Source organism: Paenibacillus sp. BAC0078 (genome assembly GCF_054483875.1).
The window spans coordinates 33,202-57,265 of the sequence record NZ_JBTLRW010000011.1 but is presented as its reverse complement, the minus strand read 5'-3'; the positions used below and the strand labels follow the sequence as shown (position 1 = coordinate 57,265).

The 24,064-nt window shown below is 51.9% G+C and carries 20 protein-coding genes; 8 read left to right on the top strand and 12 right to left on the bottom strand.

Features of this window, described 5'->3' with window-relative positions:
• Nucleotides 1–26: 26 nt before the first annotated feature.
• Together fni and cls are read right to left on the bottom strand one after the other, a co-directional pair.
• Complete coding sequence (gene fni, locus ACX1DY_RS20100) at nucleotides 27–1,163, bottom strand: type 2 isopentenyl-diphosphate Delta-isomerase (protein ID WP_458965977.1); 1,137 nt, start codon at nucleotides 1,161–1,163, stop codon at nucleotides 27–29.
• 303 nt (nucleotides 1,164–1,466) lie between these two features.
• The gene (cls, locus tag ACX1DY_RS20095) at nucleotides 1,467–2,975 is read right to left on the bottom strand and encodes a cardiolipin synthase (protein ID WP_458965976.1); all 1,509 of its coding nucleotides are present in this window, start codon (nucleotides 2,973–2,975) and stop codon (nucleotides 1,467–1,469) included.
• Nucleotides 2,976–3,212: 237 nt separating this feature from the next.
• On the opposite strand from cls, the gene ACX1DY_RS20090 reads away from it, so the two are divergent.
• From ACX1DY_RS20090 to ACX1DY_RS20080, 3 genes are all read left to right on the top strand, one after another.
• The gene (locus ACX1DY_RS20090; RefSeq protein ID WP_458965975.1) at nucleotides 3,213–4,127 is read left to right on the top strand and encodes a TetR/AcrR family transcriptional regulator; all 915 of its coding nucleotides are present in this window, start codon (nucleotides 3,213–3,215) and stop codon (nucleotides 4,125–4,127) included.
• Nucleotides 4,128–4,253: 126 nt separating this feature from the next.
• Nucleotides 4,254–7,451, top strand: coding sequence for an efflux RND transporter permease subunit (locus ACX1DY_RS20085; protein WP_458965974.1), 3,198 nt, complete (start codon nucleotides 4,254–4,256; stop codon nucleotides 7,449–7,451).
• A gap of 68 nt (nucleotides 7,452–7,519) precedes the next feature.
• Nucleotides 7,520–7,579 (top strand): putative holin-like toxin, encoded by a 60-nt coding sequence (locus tag ACX1DY_RS20080; protein WP_458966096.1) that lies wholly within the window; start codon nucleotides 7,520–7,522, stop codon nucleotides 7,577–7,579.
• Between the two features lie 197 nt (nucleotides 7,580–7,776).
• Here the strand turns inward: ACX1DY_RS20080 and ACX1DY_RS20075 are convergent, their stop codons facing one another.
• Nucleotides 7,777–8,472, bottom strand: a complete 696-nt coding sequence (locus ACX1DY_RS20075; RefSeq protein ID WP_458965973.1) for a TorD/DmsD family molecular chaperone — start codon at nucleotides 8,470–8,472, stop codon at nucleotides 7,777–7,779.
• Between the two features lie 389 nt (nucleotides 8,473–8,861).
• On the opposite strand from ACX1DY_RS20075, the gene moaA reads away from it, so the two are divergent.
• A complete protein-coding gene (gene moaA / locus ACX1DY_RS20070) occupies nucleotides 8,862–9,863 on the top strand; it encodes a GTP 3',8-cyclase MoaA (RefSeq protein ID WP_458965972.1) in 1,002 nt (333 codons plus the stop codon).
• A gap of 163 nt (nucleotides 9,864–10,026) precedes the next feature.
• On the opposite strand, the gene ACX1DY_RS20065 is transcribed toward moaA, so the two are convergent.
• The 4 genes from ACX1DY_RS20065 to ACX1DY_RS20050 all read right to left on the bottom strand — a co-directional run bounded on the left by ACX1DY_RS20065 (nucleotide 10,027) and on the right by ACX1DY_RS20050 (nucleotide 14,119).
• Nucleotides 10,027–11,397 carry a transcriptional regulator gene (locus ACX1DY_RS20065; RefSeq protein ID WP_458965971.1) on the bottom strand — a complete coding sequence of 457 codons (1,371 nt, stop codon included), beginning with the start codon at nucleotides 11,395–11,397 and terminating at the stop codon, nucleotides 10,027–10,029.
• Between the two features lie 23 nt (nucleotides 11,398–11,420).
• Nucleotides 11,421–11,582 carry an aspartyl-phosphate phosphatase Spo0E family protein gene (locus tag ACX1DY_RS20060; RefSeq protein WP_458965970.1) on the bottom strand — a complete coding sequence of 54 codons (162 nt, stop codon included), beginning with the start codon at nucleotides 11,580–11,582 and terminating at the stop codon, nucleotides 11,421–11,423.
• A gap of 346 nt (nucleotides 11,583–11,928) precedes the next feature.
• Nucleotides 11,929–13,329 carry a helix-turn-helix domain-containing protein gene (locus tag ACX1DY_RS20055; protein ID WP_458965969.1) on the bottom strand — a complete coding sequence of 467 codons (1,401 nt, stop codon included), beginning with the start codon at nucleotides 13,327–13,329 and terminating at the stop codon, nucleotides 11,929–11,931.
• Nucleotides 13,330–13,504: 175 nt separating this feature from the next.
• A complete protein-coding gene (locus ACX1DY_RS20050; protein WP_458965968.1) occupies nucleotides 13,505–14,119 on the bottom strand; it encodes a LysE/ArgO family amino acid transporter in 615 nt (204 codons plus the stop codon).
• Between the two features lie 162 nt (nucleotides 14,120–14,281).
• On the opposite strand from ACX1DY_RS20050, the gene ACX1DY_RS20045 reads away from it, so the two are divergent.
• Nucleotides 14,282–15,820 carry an aminotransferase-like domain-containing protein gene (locus tag ACX1DY_RS20045; protein ID WP_458965967.1) on the top strand — a complete coding sequence of 513 codons (1,539 nt, stop codon included), beginning with the start codon at nucleotides 14,282–14,284 and terminating at the stop codon, nucleotides 15,818–15,820.
• A gap of 71 nt (nucleotides 15,821–15,891) precedes the next feature.
• On the opposite strand, the gene ACX1DY_RS20040 is transcribed toward ACX1DY_RS20045, so the two are convergent.
• A complete protein-coding gene (locus ACX1DY_RS20040; protein ID WP_458965966.1) occupies nucleotides 15,892–16,770 on the bottom strand; it encodes a copper amine oxidase N-terminal domain-containing protein in 879 nt (292 codons plus the stop codon).
• Nucleotides 16,771–16,988: 218 nt separating this feature from the next.
• Between ACX1DY_RS20040 and ACX1DY_RS20035 the strand changes: the two genes are divergently transcribed.
• The gene (locus ACX1DY_RS20035) at nucleotides 16,989–17,594 is read left to right on the top strand and encodes a TetR/AcrR family transcriptional regulator (protein WP_458965965.1); all 606 of its coding nucleotides are present in this window, start codon (nucleotides 16,989–16,991) and stop codon (nucleotides 17,592–17,594) included.
• 33 nt (nucleotides 17,595–17,627) lie between these two features.
• On the top strand, nucleotides 17,628–18,371 hold the full coding sequence (locus ACX1DY_RS20030; RefSeq protein ID WP_458965964.1) for an SDR family oxidoreductase: 744 nt from the start codon (nucleotides 17,628–17,630) through the stop codon (nucleotides 18,369–18,371).
• Here the strand turns inward: ACX1DY_RS20030 and ACX1DY_RS20025 are convergent.
• The 4 genes from ACX1DY_RS20025 to mobA form a co-directional block, all read right to left on the bottom strand.
• Complete coding sequence (locus tag ACX1DY_RS20025) at nucleotides 18,364–19,413, bottom strand: sensor histidine kinase (protein WP_458965963.1); 1,050 nt, start codon at nucleotides 19,411–19,413, stop codon at nucleotides 18,364–18,366. The genes ACX1DY_RS20030 and ACX1DY_RS20025 overlap by 8 nt on opposite strands.
• Nucleotides 19,410–20,090: a response regulator transcription factor gene (locus ACX1DY_RS20020; protein WP_458965962.1), complete on the bottom strand. Its 681-nt coding sequence runs from the start codon at nucleotides 20,088–20,090 to the stop codon at nucleotides 19,410–19,412. The genes ACX1DY_RS20025 and ACX1DY_RS20020 overlap by 4 nt, the downstream gene beginning before the upstream one ends.
• Nucleotides 20,020–21,885 (bottom strand): ABC transporter ATP-binding protein, encoded by a 1,866-nt coding sequence (locus tag ACX1DY_RS20015; protein WP_458965961.1) that lies wholly within the window; start codon nucleotides 21,883–21,885, stop codon nucleotides 20,020–20,022. Before ACX1DY_RS20015 ends, ACX1DY_RS20020 begins: the two co-directional genes overlap by 71 nt.
• A gap of 131 nt (nucleotides 21,886–22,016) precedes the next feature.
• Nucleotides 22,017–22,631: a molybdenum cofactor guanylyltransferase gene (gene mobA / locus ACX1DY_RS20010; protein ID WP_458965960.1), complete on the bottom strand. Its 615-nt coding sequence runs from the start codon at nucleotides 22,629–22,631 to the stop codon at nucleotides 22,017–22,019.
• 143 nt (nucleotides 22,632–22,774) lie between these two features.
• On the opposite strand from mobA, the gene ACX1DY_RS20005 reads away from it, so the two are divergent.
• Nucleotides 22,775–24,010 carry an MFS transporter gene (locus tag ACX1DY_RS20005; RefSeq protein ID WP_458965959.1) on the top strand — a complete coding sequence of 412 codons (1,236 nt, stop codon included), beginning with the start codon at nucleotides 22,775–22,777 and terminating at the stop codon, nucleotides 24,008–24,010.
• Nucleotides 24,011–24,064: the final 54 nt, after the last annotated feature.

The following is a 24,064-nucleotide window of genomic DNA, read 5'->3' as shown; positions in this document are numbered from 1 at the left end:
CCTTATTTCCGTAATCTCTATTGCCTCTATCGCCGGATCAAGCGCGGCGTGCCGCGCAGCGCACCAAGATCCGGCGCCCCTATGCCGAACATTGCGGTCCGCAGCTCCAGCTCCACCTGGGCCAGCGCATGATCCAGCGCTTCCTCCGATTTCACAGCCGGGCCGAGCAGATTCCGCCCGAAGCCGGCCAGATCCGCGCCGAGCGCCAGCGCCTTCGCGGCATCCACGCCGTGTCTCAGCCCGCCGCTGCCGATCAGCGCGCCATGCTTCGAGGCCGCGCGCACCTCCACAATGCACTCCGCGGTGGGAATCCCCCAATCCGCAAAGGCCTCCGCCGCCGCCCGCCGGACAGCATCGCTGCTGCGGAACTTCTCCACCTGGCTCCAGGAGGTTCCGCCTGCACCGGCTACGTCTATAAAAGCGACCCCCGCACTGTACAGCCGTGACGCCGTATCCCCGTCAATGCCCCAACCAACCTCTTTCACACCTACGGGGATTTCAAGCTGTCTGCATACCTCCTCGATTCGGGGCAATAAGCCGGCAAATCCGGTGTCGCCCTCCGGCTGGAATACCTCCTGAAGCCCGTTCAAATGCAGCACCAGCCAGTCAGCACCGGCAATTTCCACGGCTCGGCGGCACTCGTCCACACCGAAGCCGTAAGACAACTGCACTGCGCCGATGTTCGCAATGACCGGAATCCCCGGAGCCTTGTCCCGTACCCGGAAGGTAGCGGCAAGCTCCGAGCGCTCAACAGCCGCCCGGATGGAGCCGACTCCGAGCGTCCAGCCCCGGCGCTCGGCAGCCTCAGCCAGTCTGGCATTGATCTCACCTGTCGCCTTGCTGCCGCCGGTCATGGAACTGATCAGCAGCGGCGTCCGCAGCTCCCGGCTTAAGAATTCCGTCCGCAGCGAGATGTCGTCATAATTCAACTCCGGAAGGGCATTATGCCGAAACCGGTAGTGCTCGAAGCCGTTCGTTATTCCGCTGCCGCCAACCTCCTCATTCAGGCAGAGGCGCACATGCTCAATCTTCCGCTCACCCGTAGTGGACAAGGGCAGCAAAGACTGCCCCTTATTCTCAGCACCTTGCGGGGCGGGGCCAGACTCCGTATCTTGCCATCCTTCTGTACGCTGCGGCAAGTCGTCCTGCGGCATCTGTTTCATGCTGTCTCCCTCCGATCCTTACGGTCTATTCTATAAATATCCGGTGGCGTCATGCCACCCGAATCCGATTCATCAGCAATAGCACGCTTCATTATAACACATTCGCATAGCACAACCATTCACGGCAACTGACAACACAGATACGGCAGCTCCCCGGTGAGACCTTGCATTGTTATTTTCATGATTGGCATGCAAAGGACCGCCGCAGAGCTATTCCCTGCTCCTTCCGGCGGTCTTATTATAGTTATCCTGCTGGCCTGTCCGTGCATTCTTAGATTACAAGCACGATAGATTTGCCGATTGTCACAGCAGCGGAGACATCAGCCTTGCCGCCGACTCCAGTATCCGCTCCAGTAAGCGCTTGTTCATAAAGGTCTCATGCACAATCTGGCGGGTAGACAGCAAATCACGTTCAAAATCAGCTACGACGCGGGCTACACTCTCCGTCTGCAGCAGCAGCGCATTGACCTCGAAATTTAGATGGAAGCTGCGCATATCCATGTTGGCTGTTCCTATCGTCGCTATTTCACCGTCGGTAATCAGCAGCTTGGAGTGGATGAAGCCCTTTTCATATTCATAAATCTTTACGCCGGATTCCAGCAGCGCCGGGAAATAGGTGTGTGAAGCCAGGAATGGAATCCACTTGTCCGGTTTGGCCGGGAACAGCAGCCGCACATCGAGACCGGACATCGCAGCCACGCGCAGCGCGGTTAAGATATCCTCGTCCGGGATAAAGTACGGGGTGGCAATCCACACCGACTTTTCTGCTGAGGTGATCATGGAGAAGAAGATATTCTTGAGTGCGCGGCGCTCATTGTCCGGTCCGCTGGCGATAATCTGCACCGCTCCGTCCCCGGTGGTGAAGCGCAGCTGCGGGGAGAGATAATCCTGCTCCAGTATTTTTTCCCCTGTCGTGTGCATCCAGTCCTGCAGGAAAATAATCTGCATCGTCCGCACCGCCTCTCCCCTGATCAGCATGTGCGTGTCGCGCCAGAAGCCATACGTCTTGCTTCGGCTAAGGTATTCATCGCCAACGTTCAATCCGCCCATAAAGCCGACATCCCCGTCGATGACGACGATCTTGCGGTGATTCCGGTAGTTCACCCGGCTGGAGAAAAAGGAAGTGGAATTGCCGTAAGCCGCCACCTGCACCCCGGCATCGCTCAATTCCTTGAGGAAGGCTCTTGAGAGCTGAATGCTGCCAACCGCATCATACATAAATCTGACGGCAACGCCGGCACGGGCCTTCTCGATCAGAATCTGCTGAATACGCGTCCCGATATGGTCAGCCCGGAAAATATAATATTCCATATGAATATGGTGCTGCGCCTGCCGCAGCTCCAGCAGCAGTGTGCCGAAGGTCTCCTCGCCGTTGGTCAGAATACGGGTCTCGGAATTGAACGAAATAGGGGTCCGCGCCAGTCTTTGCGATAATCCCAGCAGCTTTTGGTGCGGAGCGTCAAAGATTGACCAATCCTGATGCATCCGCAGCGCGTCATTCTCAATCCGCTCATACGCCATCTGGTCGCGCTGAGCTTTTTTATCATATTTGCGCCGCTTGAACACATTTTGTCCGAACAGCAAATAGAAGACAAGCCCCAGCACCGGAATCAGCGCCAGCAGCAGAATCCAGGCCACCGTTGTGGAGGGATTGCGATTCTCCATAGAAATACCAAGCCCAATGGAGATAACGGTCAGAGTGGAGAAAATACTGATAATCGTTCCGGCAGCATTGCCGAATACGCCGAAGCCAAAGTAATAATAGGCCAATAAAGCCGCAATAATGACTAAAGTCTGCAATCCTCTTCTCATAGATAACCTACCTTCTCTTTATACCTTTCATCACTGAAATGACACATTTATATATTACATGAAGAATCTCATTCTTCCTACTGAAAACCGCCGGCAATCTGGAATTTAGGCAATAATGCAACCTCAAGCCAACCCTCACGTACCTAAATTTGTAATGTCTTAAAATGTATATTATAATCGGCATGACCAATTAGTCAATTATAGAACCTAGTGGTCAGAAGGGAGGTGTATTTCCTGGTGGCTGATAAAAATGCAACTAAAAAGGAGCAAATTATTAAAACAGCTATGCAACTATTCGCTGTGAAAGGCTCGTCTTCCACTTCCATGCAGGAGATTGCCGAGTTATGCGGGATATCCAAGGGCAGTCTTTACCTGGCATTCAAATCCAAGGAGGAGCTGGAACGCAGCATTTATATATATTGCTTCCGCATGATCCGTGACCCTCTTCAGCGGGAGGAGCAGGAGAGTTCAAGAACACCGCGGGAAAAGCTGCGCAACCAGATTGAAATCGTGCTTAATCATGTATACGAGCTGCGCGAGTTTTTACAGCGGCAATTTCATGAGCTTGCCGGAAAAGGTGTGAAGGATGCACCAGAGTGGATCCGCAAGATCAACGGCCCCCTAATCAGTTGGTGCCAGAACAAGCTGGAGACTCTGTACGGGAAGGAGATTCTTCCCTATGTAGGAGAATTGTGCCTTTTAGGAAATGGGATGATCTATTCTTACATTTGGGTTCTTTACAATCATGAGTCCGCAGTTTCGATTCCGCGCCTTGCTGATCACCTTGTGGATTTATTGGATGTTGCTGCAGCCGGCCTGCTCGCCGGAAGGCCTGTACCCTTGATCTCCGCCGCCGCTCTGGCGGACTGGGTAGAGCACCAAGAGTGGAGCCCGCGCCGGAATCCGCTGCAGCTTATCAAAGACATGAAGACCGGACTCAGCTCAGATCCCGGCATGGAACCACAGAGTGTAGAAGTTGCTCTGGAATCGCTAACGATTCTGGAGAGCGAAATTCTCATGCCTTATCCGCGCAAGGCCATTATTCAAGGCATGCTGTCCAACCTGCAGGGCTATCCGGTAGTGCACAAGGAACTAGAAGAGCTAACGAAGCTGATTCCGCTCCATATGCAGAATGTATGCAGTTTTCAATGAAGCTTTCAATGTTCGTGACAGGTACGACAAGCAGAGAGAGAAAGAAGGACGGATAGGCAGTGCCAAGTACAATTTATACAGGAGGTTTTCCCTACGGAAAGCCTGAGAGGAGCAGAAACGTAACTTATGAAGAGTCTAATTAATTTCTCGCTCAGAAACAAATTCGCCATTTGGCTTCTGACGATCATCATCGTGTTCGCCGGTCTGTACAGCGGTCTGACCATGAAGCAGGAGACTTTGCCTAATATCAGCATCCCTTATCTCAGCATTACAACGATCTACCCGGGGGCAGCGCCGGAAGGTGTCGTGAATGACGTCAGCAAGCCGCTGGAGCAGAAGCTCCGTAATGTTGACGGCGTGAAGACACTGACCTCGAACTCGCTGGAGAATGCCTCCAGCATCACTATTGAATTCGATTATGGTACAAATCTGGACAATGCAACTGCCGCCGTTCGCGAGGCTCTAAATGAAGTAACCCTGCCGGACAATGTGCAAAAGCCGCAAATTTCCCGGTTCAGCCTAAGCTCGCTGCCGGTCATTTCGCTTAGCTTGTCCGATAGCTCGGGTAATCTGGAAGAGCTGACCCGCATTGCGGAGAATGATATCCGTCCTGCCCTTGAGGATGTCGAAGGTGTAGCCTCCGTGCAAATTGCCGGACAATATGTGAAGGAAGTCACCCTGAAGTTCGATCAAGCCAAGCTTAAGCAATACGGACTGACGGAAGACACCATTAAAGGAATTGTCCAGGCCTCCTCCCTCCGCGTGCCGCTTGGCTTGTTCGAGATGGAGAAATCACAGAAAGCGGTTGTCGTGGACGGCAATGTCACCACAGTTGACGATCTGAAAAACCTGAGTATTCCTGTTGTTCCTTCTGGAGCGGGAGCGGGTGCTGCTGGAGCAAAGCCCGGAGCAGGCGCAGCGGCCAATGCTGCTGGCAGAGCTCCCGGGGCTGGAACAACTGGGGCAGGCGCTGCTGGTAATCCGGGCATGGCGGCCGGTGCCGGTCTGCCAACGGTAAAACTTGGAGACATTGCTGATATTCAGGTTGTCGGCAAATCGGAGTCCATTTCCCGCACGAACGGCCAAGAATCCATCGGGATTCAAATTGTAAAAGCCAATGACGCCAACACGGTAGACGTGGTTAACGGCGTGAAGGATAAGGCGGATGAACTGAAAAAGCAATTCAAGTCGATGAATCTCACAGTGCTGATGGACCAAGGGAAGCCGATTGAGGATTCCGTGAATACGATGCTGTCCAAGGCAGCTTTCGGCGCCCTGTTCGCCGTGCTCATTATCCTGCTGTTCCTGCGGAATATCCGTTCCACCATTATTTCCATTATCTCCATTCCATTGTCGCTGCTCATTGCAATTCTCTGCCTGCGCCAAATGGATATTACGCTGAATATGATGACACTGGGGGCTATGACCGTTGCCATTGGGCGTGTCGTCGATGACTCGATTGTCGTCATCGAGAATATTTACCGGCGGCTGACCCTGTCCGGCGAGAAGCTGCGCGGCCGTGAGCTGATCAGTGCAGCAACGCGTGAAATGTTCGTGCCGATCATGTCCTCAACCATTGTAACTATCGCTGTGTTCCTGCCGCTTGCTTTTGTCAGCGGTATGGTGGGTGAGCTGTTCCTGCCTTTTGCGCTCACGATGGTATTCGCCCTGCTCGCTTCGCTGGTAGTGGCAATCACCCTGGTGCCTGCACTGGCGCATACACTCTTCCGTAACGGTCTCAAGAAGAGCAAGAACAGCCACAGTGAGAAGCCGGGCAAGATGGCTGCCGGCTATCAAAAAATTCTGAACTGGTCCCTTTCCCACAAGCTGATCACCTTCGGCGTTGCCGTGCTTCTGCTGGTGGGCAGCCTGTTCCTGATCAAACCGATTGGCGTCAGCTTCATGCCTTCCCAGGAGGAGAAGAACGTAATGCTCACCTTCTCGCCGAAGGCAGGCCAGACACTGAAAGATGTACAGAACCTGGGGCTGAAGGCCGAGAAATATATCATGGACCAGAAGTATATGGATAAAAAGTATTTGGATAAAATGCAATATTCCATCGGGGGCAGCAGCCCGTTCGGTATGGGCGGCTCCAATTCCGGCCTCTTCTACATCACCTTTAAAAACGACACTCCGGATTTTGATACCGTAAAAGAAAAGCTGATTGAAGGCTTGACCAAAGAGGTGCCGGAAGGCGTGTGGGGTGATATGTCCGGCATGTCAGGCGGGGGTCTTGGCGGCAACACGCTGACCGTTAATATTTTTGGCGACAGTCTTGAACAGTTGAAGCCGGTAGCCGACGAAATCGCCGGAATCGTGCAAGCAGACACCGCTAACTTCAAGGATGGAAAAACCAGCCTAGCCGAAGCTTATGATCAATATACAATCGTAGCTGATCAGGCAAAGCTCAGCTCCCTCGGCCTTACCGCCGGACAAATTGCAATGAAGCTCAGTCCTGCCGGTACCCGCCCTGTCCTGACAGAGGTAGCGATGGACGGCAAAAATTATAAAGTCTATATTGAGACGGACAAAGACAAGTACAGCAGCATCAAGGAAATGCAAGACGCTACGCTAACCTCTCCGCTTGGGATCACAGTGCCGATTGGCGAGGTAGCCAAAATCGAGAACGGAACTTCGCCGGATTCCATTACCCGGGAAGACGGCAAAATGAAGGTTGACGTTACCGCCGAGATCATTGCGAGTGACGTCAACAGTGCTTCGAACAATGTCAAAGACAAGATCGACGCACTCAAACTGCCAGATGGCGTAACCGTCACCTTCGGCGGTGTAACCGAGCAAATCAACGATACCTTCGGACAACTCGGTATTGCCATGTTAGCCGCTATCGCCATCGTATACTTCGTGCTCGTTGTTACATTCGGTGGAGGTCTAGCACCGTTTGCAATTCTGTTCTCCCTGCCGTTCACCGTAATCGGAGCGCTTGTTGCCCTGCTGGTGGCAGGAGAGACCCTGAACGTCTCCGCGCTTATGGGCGCTCTGATGCTGATCGGGATCGTTGTCACCAATGCGATTGTCTTGATCGACCGCGTAATACACAAGGAAAAAGAGGGAATGTCAACGCGCCAAGCCTTGCTTGAAGCAGGGGCTACCCGTTTGCGCCCAATCCTGATGACCGCGCTGGCAACCATCGGCGCACTGCTGCCGCTCGTAACCGGCCTCGAAAACAGCGCAGGCATTATCTCCAAGGGCCTCGGCGTAACGGTTATCGGCGGTCTGGTCAGCTCCACCCTGCTGACACTGGTTGTCGTACCAGTCGTGTATGAGTTCCTGATGAAATTCCGAAGCAAGAAGGTCTATGAATAAACGGTGATTATATAGCTATAGAATAAAGATAAGGCGCCTTTCCTAAGTGGAAGGGCGCCTTCTTCTCTCTGATGTTCATGTTCGGCATGTTCATCATAGCTCTGCTGAACTACCTCAAAAAGAAATAGACCTCCCTATCCAAAGGAATCGGTCTATTTCATGACTTATATTCCGAAAGCCACCGCCCTTAAAAGCGGCTGTTGCAACTGAGGACCGTGTTACCAGCACGGTTCTCTTTATTTTACGCTGATTCTGGCTCTATTATAACATGCTAATTTTGTATTTCAATCCACACACGCTTAATAATTCCTAGTCTCAGCTCAGCCTAAGCCGTAGCAGTCGCGCTGCTCTCCAGAGATGCCTTCCAGGCCCGCAGCATTTGCAGATCATACGGCAGAAATTCCTGCAGCATGTGGCTGAGTCCCAGATAGAGCGGGCTATCTGTTGCGGCATTCAGTCTCTCGCAGAATTGCGGGGTCCATTTCAGCAAATGCTCCTCCAGGAAGCTTTCCTGGATTTCCAGCAAATCCATTGCACTGCGGATCGAGAAGCTGTTGTGCAGCATCCGTTCATGCAGCACCGCCATAAATTCCAGTTCAATGGAGATATGATCATCGGCTTCGCCGCCGCATTTTTTAAAGACAATCCCTGCCGATGCGTAGACATCAGAGAGGACATTGCTGAATTCTTCTTCACGGCCTAGTTCGGCCGCTTCACGGGCAATAATGGTGCTGGCTGCACGCTCATTCATCAGCCGCATGTATTCCTTATTCTCTCGCTCACAGATCTGCGGCAGCGCCGACGGCTCTTGACTGCAGAGGTAGCGCTTCAGCTCCCGCCCGCCTTCAGTCATGTCCGCAGCTACACTAATCTTTTGGTTGCGGCTCCACTGCGCGACCAGCGAGAGGCTTGGCTTTCTTCCATAAAAGTCCACTAAAAGCTGATATATTAATCCCCGACTCTCCAGCCAACGGCTAAATATCTCCGGTACAACAAGTGATGAAACTGTTTGTGTTGTCATTTTGCAAATCCTCCCTATTGGTTTGCCGGGCGCTTATCGCCTATAATCGTACAAAGCGCGCGTTATCCGGTATCATAGCTGTGCTCATCGCAAAAGTGAATTGTAGAAAAAGTGTGAATCTTCCGCACTTAAATTATATCGAATTTGTTAAGCGCTTTCAGTGAGCATTCTATGACCATTACTTAAAATTGTCGTAACTCTGTCAAATTTAGGCTTTGCCATTTCAGTTCAGTCACATATGATTTAGGTTGTCCTTTTCTTCTGCTTCACAACCCGTGGCCCTCCTCTTCCTAACTCTTCGCAGGTAAAGTGCCGCAGCCTGGCGCATTGACGCGAACGATCACAGTCATTAAAATTTAAAATAAAATTCAAGCTGAAGGGAGCACTCTATGGAACCGCTGACGGACCCGTTTGGACGTTTACATGACTATATCCGCATTTCGGTTACAGACCGCTGCAACCTGCGCTGCATTTATTGTATGCCTGCGGAAGGAATGCAATTCCAGCCCCAGGACGAAATTATGAGCTATGAGGAAATAACGGCTGTGGTGAAAGCCCTCGCGCCGCTCGGTCTGAGCAAAGTGCGGCTCACGGGCGGAGAACCGCTGATCCGCAAGGATATAGAAAAGCTGGTATCCATGATCGCCGACATTCCGGGCATTAAAGATATATCGCTGACCACCAACGGCCTCCTGCTTCCAGGCAAGGCTGCCCTCCTGAAGCAGGCCGGATTGTCGCGGGTGAACATCAGCCTGGATTCCCTGCGGCAGGACCGCTTCGCCATGATCACACGCGGCGGCGAGGTCGCCAAGGTGCTGAAGGGTATTGAAGCCGCTGAAGCAGCGGGCCTCTCTCCGATTAAGCTTAATGTCGTACTGATGAAGGGCATCAATGATGACGAGATAAAAGATTTCATCTCCCTGACCCTGAACAGCCCGCTGAATGTGCGGTTCATTGAATATATGCCCATCGGCAGCGCAAGCGATGCCTGGCGCCAGACCTATCTACCGCTGGAGACCGTAGTCGAAGCCTGCAATGCGGCAGGCTGGGCCACGGAAGAGGCAGGCATGCCTTCGGGCAACGGCCCATCCCAGAACCGGCGGGTCGTCGGCGCACAGGGAACCTTCGGGCTGATCCATCCGGTGAGCGAGCACTTCTGCGACAACTGCAATCGGCTGCGCCTCACTGCTGACGGCCACATCAAAGCCTGCCTCTACTGGGCGGATGAATACAATGTACGACCTCTGACCGGAGATCCGGCTGCAGTTCAGGCCCTTTTCCGCAAAGCTCTGGGCAACAAGCCGCACAACCACGAAATGGCCCTCGCCCTGGAACGCAAAGCCCAAAGCCACACCCCCACCCTGCGGCGCATGTCGCAAATCGGGGGATAGTGGGCAGAAAGATAAAAAACGTCAGTACTATCCCCTTAAGGATGGTTCTGACGTTTCTTTTTGAGTCTTAGGTATCTTCAACCCAGAAACTTGATGATTTTCTACCATAAACTTATTAAGAGCTGGAGAAGTCATTTAAAGTTTATATATTTTTCGAACTGCTCTATATATTAATCTCAAAATCCACCGATATCGTGCCTTTGATGACATTACGTTCGTTGTCGATTTTGGCGGAAAGCTCTACGCCGCTCATTAAGATTTCATTACCTCTGAACCGCTTGCGGGTCAGATAATAGGTCGCCAGTTCGCTGCGGAAGCGGGCGTGAGTATCATCGTTGATTTGCTTATTACGTTTACCGTATCTTCGGTACGGAATGTACGCGGAAAAACGCTGAAGGATGTGGTCCACATCCCATTGATAGCGATTGGCCGTCTCCACAATTCTGAACAAAGCCGAAAAGATCTCATTCTCCCTTGTCGAAACAAAATTCACATAGTCATCCAGTACATCCTGCTGTCCATCCATTAAGCGAAGCAAATACGTATTTGCCATTCCCCACTCCTGGAACTGGGCTATAATTCGCTCTGCTTCCTCCCCTTCTTCCTGTATCCAGTTACCATCTGTATAGAGTGGCACAAGCTCCAGCGCAGTCTTGTAATCTCCAAGTTCCTCGTATGTACATGAACGCATAAGTTGTGCGTATAGAATATAATAGTATAAAGGTCTTTCTAATATTTGCTCTATGCTGCACTTATGTTCTGAGCGGCTACGAAGAGAATATTGAATAGTTGCAAGCCGGTGCATTTCCTGTGCCAGCTCATCTGCCTTTTGCCAATGATGCAATGAATAATATACATGTAGTAATTGCCTTAACGCATCCAACTGATGAGCCTCATCCAGTCGAGTAACATAACTCTCAAATAAAGTAGCTGCTATCAGATTCTTTTGCGGATCATCACCCAGGGCCATTTCGAATAGGCGGAATTGGCAGAGTGCCAGCCGTTCGGAGTGCTGATACTTCTCGCTGGCTCCAACATTTTCATATAAGATCGCTGCCGCCTGCTGCTTACCCTTCTGAAATAATTCTTCCGCCAGATCAAAGAGCAGAGGTCCATACATAAGATTATCCAGCAGACTCTGAACCAAACGTTCGATGCAATCCAGACGTCCAAGCTCCGCAGAACGCAAAATAAACGGCCTAAGCCGCCGCCATGTCGGTGTAGAATCATACAGACACTCATCCACATACTTACTGTAAAAATAGTCTTCCACCAAACCCATAGTTTGGGTGATCTTCTCTAGATGGCTCATCGCCATAGCCTGCTGACCTTTCATGATTCGGCTGAGTGTTCCAGAATGAGTCCCGCTCATTACAGCGAATTTATTAATAGTCATCTTCTGACCTGATAAATAGGCCCATATCTCATCGCGTATTGTAGCTGTGTGCTCCAAGGGAATACCACCTTTTTCAACTCTTTTATTGCAAGATTGCTCTCTTCTATTTTCAAGGGGGCCATGTTTATCTTTATGCATACCATTCAGGCCACTGGCCGTCTCTATTTCATATGATTATTGCTGTAACTGTTCAGCAGCTTGTCCAGCTCTACTGATTGCCGAAGCACCTCAGGGTGGCTGAAACCACCATACTGCATATGCATCCGATAAAGCTTACGCCTTGCCCGCTCAATACGAATTCTAATGAATACAGTGTTACTCATGACGGTTTTCGCCTCCTTATGCAATATTTTAGTTATTTATGTAAAATTGTAGGTGATTAATATGGTTGCAGTACCTCATTTATTTACCGTGATAAAGGATTTAGAAGGGTTGCACATAAAAACGCCCCTGAATAACAGGGACGTCGATGTATTATTTTATTTATAGCTGCAGTAATTAAGTGATCCACTTCAAACTTAACCCACATTATTCAAATTACCCAGCTCAAGTACTTACTAAATACCCCAACCGTGACTTAACTGCTGAACTATATTCTGTGTATTATCAGCGTTAATTGCTTCACTAACTTTGGGAGGTTCAACCAAAATAAGACTTAAAATAGCTAAGCTACAAAAAGCTAATAATAGTAGTTTTTTTCCCATTTGACTCCTGCACCTCTCTTATTAGACTTTTATATTTCTTTTTCTCTTCTTCCTCTGCAATGTGACGGTATTGTTCGAATAAATCAACACACATAATGATACTACTCTCACTATTAATTTTAACAGATGATTCCAAACTTTCTAGTATGTAACGAATTCCTTCTTTTCGATTATTATTCAAGGAATAGGCAGCCAATTCTCTAAAAAAACTAGCATATTGATCAGACATAATTTGCTGGTTGTAATCACCTAATTCCGTCTCATGTGTCTGATAGGAAGTAAGAGGAATAAAGGCATAGAATCGTTCCAGTATGTGATCAACCTTCCAATGATAAAGATTTGCCGATTTGATAATATTGTATAAAGCTATAAATATCTCACCCGGTTGTGAAGAGATATATTCCACGTATTCATCGAGTACCTCCGCTTGCCCTTCCAGCAAACGATATAAATAGGTATTTGCTTTTCCCCATTCCAGAAATTGCACTTTGGTCCGCTGCGCTTCTTCATCATTTTCCTTTATCCAACTTCCATCTGTGTAAAGCGGTATCAGCTCTAAGGCAGATTTGTACTCTCCACATTCCTTATGCACGTTTGAACGCATTAGATGAGCGTATAGAATATAAAAATACAAGGGTCTGTCAGGGGTTCTTCCACTATTAAATTGGCGTTCCGAATTACACAGCAGATCGTACCGAATTGTAGCAAGTCTGAGTAGCTCTCTGGCAAGTTCATCAACTTTGTGCCACTTATGCAGCGAGCCATATACGTGCGCCAGATGCCTCAGAGCATCCAACTGATCCGCCTCATCCAATCGGGGAATATAAGGTTCGAACAAGGTCGCTGCACGCAGGTTCTCGCTCTGGTCGTCGCCAAGGGCGATCCGGAATAGGCGGTATTGGCACACGGCCAAACGTTCGGAATACTGATACTTTTCGCTGGCGCTCACATTCTGATACAGCAGCGCTGCTGCCTGCCATTGCCCTTGCTCGAACAGCCCTTCGGCCACATCGAACAGCGTAGGCACATTGCTCAGATTATCGAGCAGGATCTGGACCATACGTTCAATACAATCCATTCGCCCAAGCGCCGCACAACTCAGCAGAAAGGGGCGCAGTCGCCGCCAGGTTGGTGCCGAATGATAGAAGCATTCATCGACATACAGACTGTAAAAGTAATCCTCCTCCTTCCCCATTCCCTTTGTAATCAACTCCAGATGACTCATCGCTATCGGCTGATGGCCGTTGACAATCCGGCTGAGTGTTCCGGAATTAATGCCCGATTGTTCTGCAAAAAAATTAATGGACATGCTCCGCTCTGACAAATACTGCGCTAACTGATCTCGAATCGTGGCTGTAGACTCCAAGGAAACACCACCTTCCGAATTCCAAAAAATAGGTTTTTGTTTTTATATCTGTAATCCTATGTGATAATCTTCCATCGGTCAATATAGTAGATTTGTATAAAAAGTGAACTCGCCAAAATATTTTAAATTTTAGGCAACACGGTTGCCATTTCCTTATGAAACAAGGAGGAACACGTCAAAATGCCCTCCACAACTGTACTCCCATGTACACGGCAATGCCCCAGATCAGGAGCGCGGAAGCTGTATTCAGCATCTTAATTGCTCTGCCGGAGGAGTCCGCTTGACCTAGCAACCGGCCTGCCGCTGCCAGGCTAAGAAACCACACCCAGGAGACTCCCGCCGTAGCAGCCGCGAAAGCCCAACGCTCACCACCCGTATATTGCAGGGAATTGGTTCCGATAACGCCGACCGTATCGAGCAGCGCATGAGGATTGAGCAGGGATACGGAGAGGGCATAGCCTACCTGTGCTTTTAGCGGCAGCCGTTTGGCGTCGCCCATTGCAGTGGCGGAGGAATGCCATATTTTCCAGCCCATGATACACAGAAAAATAATCCCGGCACCATACACAAGCGGCGTCACCCACTGCACCGAGAGTATGACCAGTGAGACACCGCCGACGGCGGCGGCAATCATCAGCGTATCGCATACGGCCGCCGTCAGAACAACAGGCAGCGTACTGCGAAACCTCGGCTGCAGCGCCCCCTGATTAAAAACAAATATATTCTGCACGCCAAGCGGCAAAATCAGCCCAAACGCCAGTATGATTCCATGTACTATTGCTTCCCGCATCACTCTGTTCCTCCAGCCTTCTTGATATTGTTCTGATAGTACCCCGCTATCGCAGGTTAGTAACCAACCAAAACCTTGGAACACTACCCAACCAAATTAAGCAATGGAGGCTGCAAATGATATAATTCAGGTAACTTATATCTCAAAAAAGGGGCTGGCACTTTGACCGACTCACGCCAACGCCACACAGAAGTTTTCCATAGCCGGGAGTGGGCACCGGACCCGGCAGCGGCGCTGCCGCTTCACCAGCAAATTACCGACTATTGCATGGACAAAATCACCAGCGGGGCTTGGCCGCCCGGTATGCGGATCGCCCCGCAGCGCGAGCTGTGCCGCCAGCTCGGCGTGAACCGCAGTACAGTGGTGACCGCGCTGGGACAGCTAAAGGCGCTCGGCCTGATCGAGGGCAGGCGCGGCGGCGGGACATGGGTTACAGGTGTGCAGGCTGCGGCACACTCGGCGGCTGAATCCGGCGCCGATCCATCGGCGCATCCCGTTCCCCTGGCGCGCGCCGGGAGCTGGAATGCCTATGTTGAAGAAGGCGTCCATTACCCTAACCTGCCCACGGTGCAGGACATTAACAGGCTTGAGTATGAGCCGGGCCTGATCCGGCTGGGTACTGGAGAGCCTGCCCCGGAGCTGCTGCCCGGCGAAGCGATGACACGGGTGCTCTCTGAGCTGTCCCGGCAGACACTGCCGCCGCTCTCCTACGAGGAGCCGCTCGGCAGCCTCGGGCTGCGGAGAGCGGTAAGCCGCGAGCTGGCGAAGAACGGCATAGAAGCTGATCCGGCTTCGATTCTGATCACTTCAGGAGCACTGCAGGGTCTGCAGCTTATTGCGATGGGTCTTTTGCCGCGCGGCTCCACCATCCTGCTGGAGAAGCCGTCTTATCTCTATTCCATCCATGCATTCCAGTCGGCCGGAGTCAAATTCAGCGGACTGCCCCTGGATGAAGGCGGATTGTGCGTGGAGCGGATTGCCGGGGAAGCCCGCAGAACCAAGGCCGCTATGTTGTACAGCATCCCTGCCTTTCATAATCCAACGGGAATTCTGATGAATGCCGGGCGGCGGCAGGAGCTTATGGAGGTGACTGGCAGACTTGGCCTGCCTATTCTGGAGGATGGGGCCTATCAGGAGCTGTGGCTTGATGCGCCGCCTCCCTTGCCGCTGAAGGCACTGGACCGTGAAGGCAGAGTGCTCCATCTGGGCACACTGTCCAAAGCGGCCAGTCCGGGCCTGCGCATCGGCTGGATCGTCGGCCCGGAGCCGGTAGTGCGGCGGCTAGCTGACATTAAGATGCAGACCGATTACGGCGCAAGCTCCCTCTCGCAGCTTGCGACGGCGCGGTGGCTGGAAGGCGGCTATCACGAGGAGCATCTCCAGCTTCTGCGGGCCAAGCTGCGCCAGCGGCGTGATGCTGTGCTAGAGCTGCTACAGTGCCATTTTGCCGATCTCGCAGCGTGGAACATTCCGGCGGGAGGCTTCTATATCTGGCTCTCGCTGCACGAGCCAGTGCCGCTGCGGACCCTGTTCCGCACAGCCCGCAAGGCCGGGCTGCTGCTGAACACCGGCGATCTGTACGACCGCAGCGACAGCCGCCACCTGCGGCTCTCCTACGTCTACGCCTCCCCTGCCGAGCTGGAAGCCGGTCTCCCTATATTGGCCGGACTGATCCGTAAACTGCAGCAGGCGGGTGTTTGAGCAGCCTATTGGAAAAAACGCGGCAACCCCAAAAATAGGGCTGCCGCGCTTAGAATTTTTTTGCGCATAAATTACTGGACGGGGATAGGCTGAATTATCTCTCCATAGTTCTCAGGCTGATAAGTAAAGGATTTCACTGATCCATCTGATGTTGTATAAAGAGCTTTATATTTCCCTGCGGAATAATCAAAATAGTCATCAAATAATTCGCCCATATAACTGGGTTGTTGGCCTCCTAAAGTTTCATATAAATCATAGCCGGGGATGCCATTAGTGCTATATTGCCATACGGCATATGCCGTATTATTCTTGATTTCAACTACAGTGGTTACTAACTTATTTTCGTAGATATAACGGGTTGCATCATTTGCGGCAAAGGTGTAAGTAAAATTTAATTGCTTATCACTTTCTGCTATACTATTCGGTTTGAATGAATATTGAATAGGCAAAGAAATAGCTGCTAAGCGAGCCTCCTGAACATTGTTGGATGTTAACTTAGCTGTATCCGGCTTGTAATCCTTGCTTGTCACAAACAATATTCCACGAGTCCCCTCATAGTACACACTATAGCCGAAAGCTTCACTAACAAACCGGGCAGGAACCATCAAACGTCCGTTGTAGTTATTGGCTTCGCTATCCATTTGGACGGGCTGCCCGTTTTTATAGGCAGTACGCTGCCCTTGCGTCATTATGAAAGTATCTTTTGCAGAATTGGTAATCGTAGCAGAATGAGACTCGGCATCCCAGGAATAGGTTAGTCCAAGAGAGGCAAGAGTCCTGATAGGAATCATTACTCTACCGGAAACAATAAATGGGGTACTGTCTGTAGTGATAAACTCCCCGTTAATGTTTACCGTAATGGGACGGATTGCAGAGGCCGCAGAAATAGAACCCTGACTGATAACAAAAAGCATAAGACAAACCGCTATGGTTTTCCTAAAAGCAGGCATTATGAAAACCCCTTCCATGTTATATGAATATATTGACGTGCTGCATGGAAGAAAGTTTCCAGGAAACCTGGGTCTACAACTGAAACAGACCATCCACTCTCTACTGTGAGAGTTGGAATTACAGCACAAAATATCTTAGGCAATCATTTCAAATGACAGAATTGAATATTTGTCATTTGTCATACTTTCTGTTATGCTGGGCAAGAGGAGGGGCGCTGATGAATAAATCCAGCTCATTTTTGAGTAAAACAGAAATCATGGATGCCGCCGAGCAGACGCTGCGCAGATTTGGCCCTGACAAGACCTCGGTAACCGACGTAGCCAAGCTGCTCGGGGTCAGCCACGGCACCCTGTATAGGCATTTTCCGAGCAAAGCCGCACTGCGGGAGGCTGTAACCGAGCGGTGGCTGGAGGAACAGATTGTTGCTCCGCTGGCCGAACTCGTTGATGCTCCCGCAGGCAATGCCCTAGCGCAGCTAAAAATGTATATCGCCCGGCTGATCGAGCTTAAGGTCCACTACGCCGAGCAGGACAGGGAGATGTTCAAGATGTACGCCGACGTTACCGCAGAGGCCGCCGGGCTGGTTGAGATGCACATTCAGCGGATTATTGATCAGATGAGCATTCTCATCGACAGAGGAGTGCAGCAGAAGCAGATTGACCCGAGTGCTGAGACCGGGGCGCTTGCCCGTTCGATTTTTTACGCGACCGCCCGGTTTCATCATCCGGCCCATGCCTATGAATGGCACAGCGCCAGCATCAAGCAGGAGTTCGAACAGCTCTGGATGCTCCTCGAGCGGGGACTTGCGGTTACAGATCATTAGAATATTTAGGTTAAAATTCAGGAGGGATATAAGATGAGTCAGGCCCTGCAAGGAAAAGTTGCTATTGTTACCGGCTCCTCCAGAGGAATTGGACGCGCGGTTGCGGAGAGGTTAGCGGAAGAAGGGGCTTCGGTAATCATTAACTATTCGAGCAGCCCGAAACAGGCAGAAGAGGTGGTTCAGGGGATTCAAGCCAAAGGCGGCACCGCCGCCGCCATTCAAGCCGACATTAGCAAGCCCGTACAGATTGAGCAGCTGTTCAAGGATACGAAAGATTTGTTCGGAAAGATTGATATTGTGGTCAACAACGCGGGAATTATGGTCAACAGCCTGATCGGGGAGGCCACTGAGGAGCAGTTCGACAAGCAGTTCGCCATTAATGTAAAAGGAACTTACTTCGCCTGCCAGCAGGCCTTCTATCATCTGGAGCAAGGCGGGCGGATCATCAATTTCTCCACTTCGGTCAACGGGCAAATGTTCCCGTCCTACAGCATCTATGCCGGCACCAAAGGCGCAGTGGAGCAGTTCACCCGCCAGTTAGCCAAGGAATTCGGGACCAAAGGGATTACCATTAACGCCGTTGCTCCGGGACCTGTCGCCACAGATTTGTTCCTGGAAGGTAAATCCGAAGATCAGCTTGAAGGCCTGAAGAAGGCCAACGCCTTCGGCCGTCTGGGAGAGCCGGAGGATATTGCCGGAGTTGTCAGCTTCCTCGCCGGGGAGCAGTCCGGCTGGATTTCCGGCCAGACGCTGCGTGTGAACGGCGGATTTATTTAAGCTGCAAGGGCAATAACACCAGCGAAGCCGTCCCCTCACCGGGACGGCTTGTTATGGTTATGCTGCCGCCATGAATGTCTACAATTTTTTTGACAAGAGATAAACCCAGCCCGCTTCCGCCGCCGCTGGCGCTTCTGGCTTTGTCCACCTTATAGAAGCGTTCAAAAATTCGGGGCAGCTCCTCCTCGGCAATGCCGATGCCAGTGTCCCGGATTTCCACTTCAATCCCCTCATCCACGGTACGCAGCTGGACTGTGATCATTCCTCCAGGGGGGGTGAATTTGATGCTGTTATGCAGCAGGTTGGTCCACACCTGACTCAGGAGGTCTTTGACCGCATGCACGGTGGTCTCCTCCAGTTCAGCCTCCACATTGATATTCTTGCCTAGCCACTGCGGCTCACAGGCGAGAATCATTTCCTGCACCTGCTTATCCAGCCGGTAGTCTATCCGCTCGAATGGAAAGCTTTCCGCTTCCAGCGCTGACAGCTTCAGCAGATTGTCACTGAGCCCGGAGAGGCGGCTGCCTTCGGCTTCGATAATGTCGAGATAATGCTTCCTGTTCTCCGCACTCAGCCCTTCATCCCGCAAGGCGCGGGCGAAGCCGCGGATGGATGTGAGCGGTGACTGGATTTCATGCGAGACATTGGAGATGAAGTCCTGGCGCATGGTTTCCATCCGGCTCAGCTCGCTGGCCATTTCGTTAATGCCCTCCACGATTCCGCCAAACTGTCTATAATTCCTGCTATCCAGCTCCACCTTGAAATTGCCCTTGGAGATTTGTCGCATGGCTGTAAGGATCGGAATGTAGAACGACTTCTCCTTACCACGGGTGGCGAAGCTGATAATACCCGCAATACAGATAAGGATGATGACCTGCCCCCCCATAATAAGCAGCTGGGTTTCATAGGCCGAGAGCGTCCAGCCGAACCTCTGCACCATCAGCCTGGTTCCGAAATAGCCGCCATTCCATGTAACGAAGAGCACCGCCAGCCATGCTGAAATGCCCAAAACAACCTTGCTCACCTGCCAAAACTTATTCATCCCATCTCCCCCTCCAGCCGGTAGCCAAGACCGCGGACCGTGCGGATGGCAAAGCCATATTCCTCCTGGGGAAAACGCTCACGCAAGCGGCCTACATGCACATCCAGTGTGCGTTCGTTGCCTTCAAAATCATAACCCCAGATCTCTTCAATCAGCCGGTCGCGCGTCAGCGTCTGCCCCGGGTAGCTGGCAAGCTTGAACAGCAGCTCAAATTCCTTAAGCGGCAGCGTGATGTTACCCTCATCCGAGACTACCTCGTAGGTTCTGCGGTTCATGCGCAAATGGCCGACATTGACGCTCTGGGCAGCGGAAATCTGATACCGCTTCAGCAATGCTTTGATCCGGGCGATCAGCACCGGCGGTTCAAAGGGCTTCACCAGATAATCATCGGTCCCCAGCTCGAAGCCCTTGACGATCTGCGAGGTTTCGCTTTTGGCCGTCAGCATCAGAATCGGAATATCATAGCTTCGGCGCAGCGCCCGGCACAGCTCCCAGCCATCCATGTTGGGCATCATGATATCAATGACGGCCATATCTACAGCGGTATCTTCGAGGAGCCTCAGTGCCTCCACCCCATCAGAAGCGCTGTATATGTCCTCCATGCCTTCAGCCCTCAAGAAGACTTCCACCAATTCGCGGATATGCGGATCGTCGTCCACTACTAGTATTTTGGCCATTTGCTGCGGAACCCTCCTCTTCACCACCGCCTGGAAGTTCAGGTGTATTCATTTGAAGCTGCTGGGCAGCGAATTCCCGGTACAGCTCATGCTTCTGCAGCAGTTCCTCATGTGTTCCTCTGCCGGTAATCCGGCCCTTTTCCATAAAAATAATCTGATCCGCATTCACCACAGTAGCCAGCCGGTGGGCAATGACAATCGTGGTCCGGCCCTGCATCAGGTTAGATAAGGCCTTCTGCACCACCGCCTCGGACTGGCTGTCGAGACTTGAGGTGGCTTCGTCTAGCATTAGTATCTTGGGATCGCGCAGCAGCGCCCGGGCAATGGCGATCCGCTGGCGCTGTCCGCCGGACAGCTTCACCCCGCGTTCGCCGACATCCGTATTATAGCCGTCCGGCAGCTCTTCAATAAAGCCGTCCGCATAAGCCATGGCGGCAGCACGGCGCATTTCCTGGGTGCTGACCTCCCGGTCCAGTCCATATCCAAGATTATCGGCAATCGTACCGGAGAGCAGCGGACTTTCCTGTGAGACGTAGCCGATCAGCTTGCGCCAGGAACGCAGCGAGAAGGCCGAGACCGGCTTCGTCCCCAGCTTGATTACACCGCTCTGCGGTTCATAGAACCGTTCCAGCAGGGAGAACAGGGTTGTTTTGCCGCCCCCGCTTGGCCCGACAATCGCCGTCACCTGTCCCGGCAGCATGAAGAAGTCTAACCCGCTTAGCACAGGCTCGCCTGTTTTGTAGCTAAAGCTCAAATCTTCGATTACAATTGCTTCTTTCGCTCCTGTTGCTACCTCCACCCCTTCGTAGATCTCCTCATCCTCCGCCAGCGTTTCAATGATCCGTTCCGAAGCGCCTTTCGCTTTTTGAATCTGGGTGAAGAACTGGGTCAGCTGGGTTAGCGGCATCACAATCTGAATCAGATACAGAATAAAAGCCACGAGTTCGCCTGCCGTCAGAGCACCTGAAGACACCTGCATTCCGCCGTAGCCGATAATGACCACCAGCAGCATCATGAACACGAAGGAGACCAGCGGGCTGATCATGGCGCTGATTTTGCCCTCACGGATGCCAAAGGACAGCAAATTCATAATTCCTGTACGTCCGGCTTCATATTCCCGCTCCTCAGCACCGGAGGATTTCACCAGCCGGATTTCGGACAGCACGCCGCTGAGCGTAGCAGTGAAGGACGCTGTTTCATCCTGCGTGCCTTTGGATATTTTGTACATCTGCCGGCCGAGCGGCACCAGAATCAGCGCGGACAATGGAAGCACGGTGAACAGCACCAGCGTCATTTTCCAGTTCAGGTAGAGCAGCACCGAAATCGAGCCGACAATCGAAATGACCCCGGTGAACAGGCTGGCCAGATGCTCTGAGATGAGTGTTTTGATAATTCCGGTATCGTTCGTCATCCGGCTGACGCTCTCGCCTGTGCGGTTATCGTTATAATAGGAGACCGGAAGCACAAGAAATTTACGCCAAAGCCGGTCCCGCAGACCTGCTACTACCTTCTGTCCGACATAGTTCAGTAAATAGATCGAGACTCCACCGGCAATCGTCTGGGCAATGAAGGCCCCGGCAATTCCGGCAATCTGCAGCCTGCTGATCGACGCGAGTGAGAAGCCGTCAACCAGATTCTTGGTGAACATAGGAATAACTAGCCCCACCAGGGTCGATATCATGCTGAGCGCAACAGCCAGTGCCAATAGTCCATAGGAAGGTTTGGTGCCATGCAGCAGCTTCAGAAACGGCTTCATGGCCGCTCCCTGCTTCTTGGCAGGTTCATTGGTTTTCATGGAAGATCCCCTTTTCTGCGGATAGATATCAGGAAAGGTAGCCTCTCCTTCCGCCTTAATTAACACATTAACTTAGCTATTTAAACTGAAGTTAAACAGCATGCTGACTGTGTGGGAAGAATCCTCTGTCTCTACTTTTGAGCTGAAGCCAGCTTGAGGGCGGCCTCGTAATCCTCCGGTGTGTTCATGTTAAGCAGGGACAAGCCGTGTGTTCCCGGACCCTCGGGATAGTCTCCTTCATGAACATAATGTACCGTAAGTCCGGCAAGAAAATCCATTACCCGCAGCTCATTCCGCTTCAGCGCCTCTTCAAGAACAGGCAGGATGCTCCGGTGATAGAGCGCCAGCAGCGGCTGGACTTTGCCTTCGGATGTGACTGGCACGATTGCCTGGGCAGCCGTCCCGTCAGCGATAAGCGCCAGCATATGCCGAAGCAGCCCTTCTGAAGCAAAAGGCAGATCACAGGCCAGCAGAACGACCCACTCTGTGTGTGCTTCCATTAGCGCGGCGTGCAAGCCGGCCAGCGGCCCAAGTCCGGGATAACGGTCCGGAATCATAGGTAAATGAAAAGTCCTGTAGGCCTCCCGTTCTTCTTCGCCGCAGGCAATTACGACAGTAGCTGCAATCTGCGATAAACGGGCTGCAGTGTACGCAATCAGGGGCTTTCCTGCCAGTAGCAGCAGTGCTTTGTCGGTTCCCATCCTCCGTGAGGTTCCCCCTGCCAAAATAACACCCGTAATCTCCATTTCGCCACCACTTTCCCAATTATTTGAAAATATCCTTTAAAGTTGGTTTGTATCCCTTTTCAACAAATGTTACAGTGATAGAAGCAGCCTGTTCGGGGCTGCCCTAATGAATGCAAGGCATTTGCAGGAAAGGAGTGCCCAATTTGCGGGAGAACCCTGATAAGCAGTTTTCCTTCACCTCCTTGAGGTGGTTCAACTTCTTCTTGTATGGAACAGTCGTCCTCTTCACCAGCTTCTTTCCACTATACCTGCAGGAAGTGGGGATGAACAAGCTGGAGATCGGGAGCTTAATGTCGGTGGGAGCGCTGGTCTCTATCATTGCCAATCCCTTCTGGGGCATCTGGACGGACCGCTGTCAGAATATCCGGCAGATAGTCCTGCTTATGCTGGCAGGGACGCTGGTGTTATCCCAGCTTGTATTTCGAGCAAATACATATGAAATGATGTATATCTCCATCCTGTTCTTCTATTTCTTCCAAGGACCGCTGTTCGCTGAGAGCAACACCCTGATCCTGAGCTATATTGACGGCACGAAGCACCGCTTCACCTCTTTCCGGCTATGGGGGTCGCTGGGCTGGGCACTTACGGCAATCTCGGCTGGACCGATTATTGAGTGGGCTGGAGTTTCCGTATTGACCTATCTCTTTGCCGCACTGCTGCTTGCGGCCATGATTTCACTGGCTGTGCTGCCGAGGCGGCGCAATCATTCCATCGGAATTGCACCGTTTCCGTTCAAGGGCTTCGGGCAAATCTTTTATCATCCGTTCTTTCTGAGTTTTATCTTCTTCGGCATTCTGGTCTCCATCGCCAACACAATGAACAACACCTTCGTATCGCTCTACATCACTGAGCTTGGAGGCAGCAAGACGATGATCGGTCTGGCCGTGTTCCTTTCCTCTATTCTGGAAATAGGCGTGCTGCTCCTGTGCGACCGCTTCCTGAAACGCAGAATTCCGGTCCTGCTCGGCTGGCTTGCGCTTGTCAGCACCTTGTTCGTCGTACGCTGGTGGCTGATGGCCGATGCGACAACACCGCTTCAGGTGGCATTCATTCAAGTGCTGCATTGCATAACGTTCGGCGGGTTCTTCTATGTAGGTACCCGGCTTACCATGCTGCTGGTGCCGAAGCAATACCGTTCTTCAGGACAAGCGCTGTACACCTTGAGCTGGAGCGGCATTTCCGGAATTCTTGGCGGCGTTCTCGGCGGCTGGCTGTACCAGAACCTCGGAGCGCAGAGCATGTACCAATCCGGCGTTTTTCTCTCGCTGTTCGGCACTCTGGGATTCGGCGCGATGTGGCTGCTTGCCAGCCGCGACAGCTATCACCCTCCGGGTGAGCTGGAGGAAGATGATCTGGAGGAGTTCGAGACTAACCGATGACGGCTCTTCCTCCGCTGACGGAGCTGCATTCAAAAACAGGCTTGGCTTCCTTGA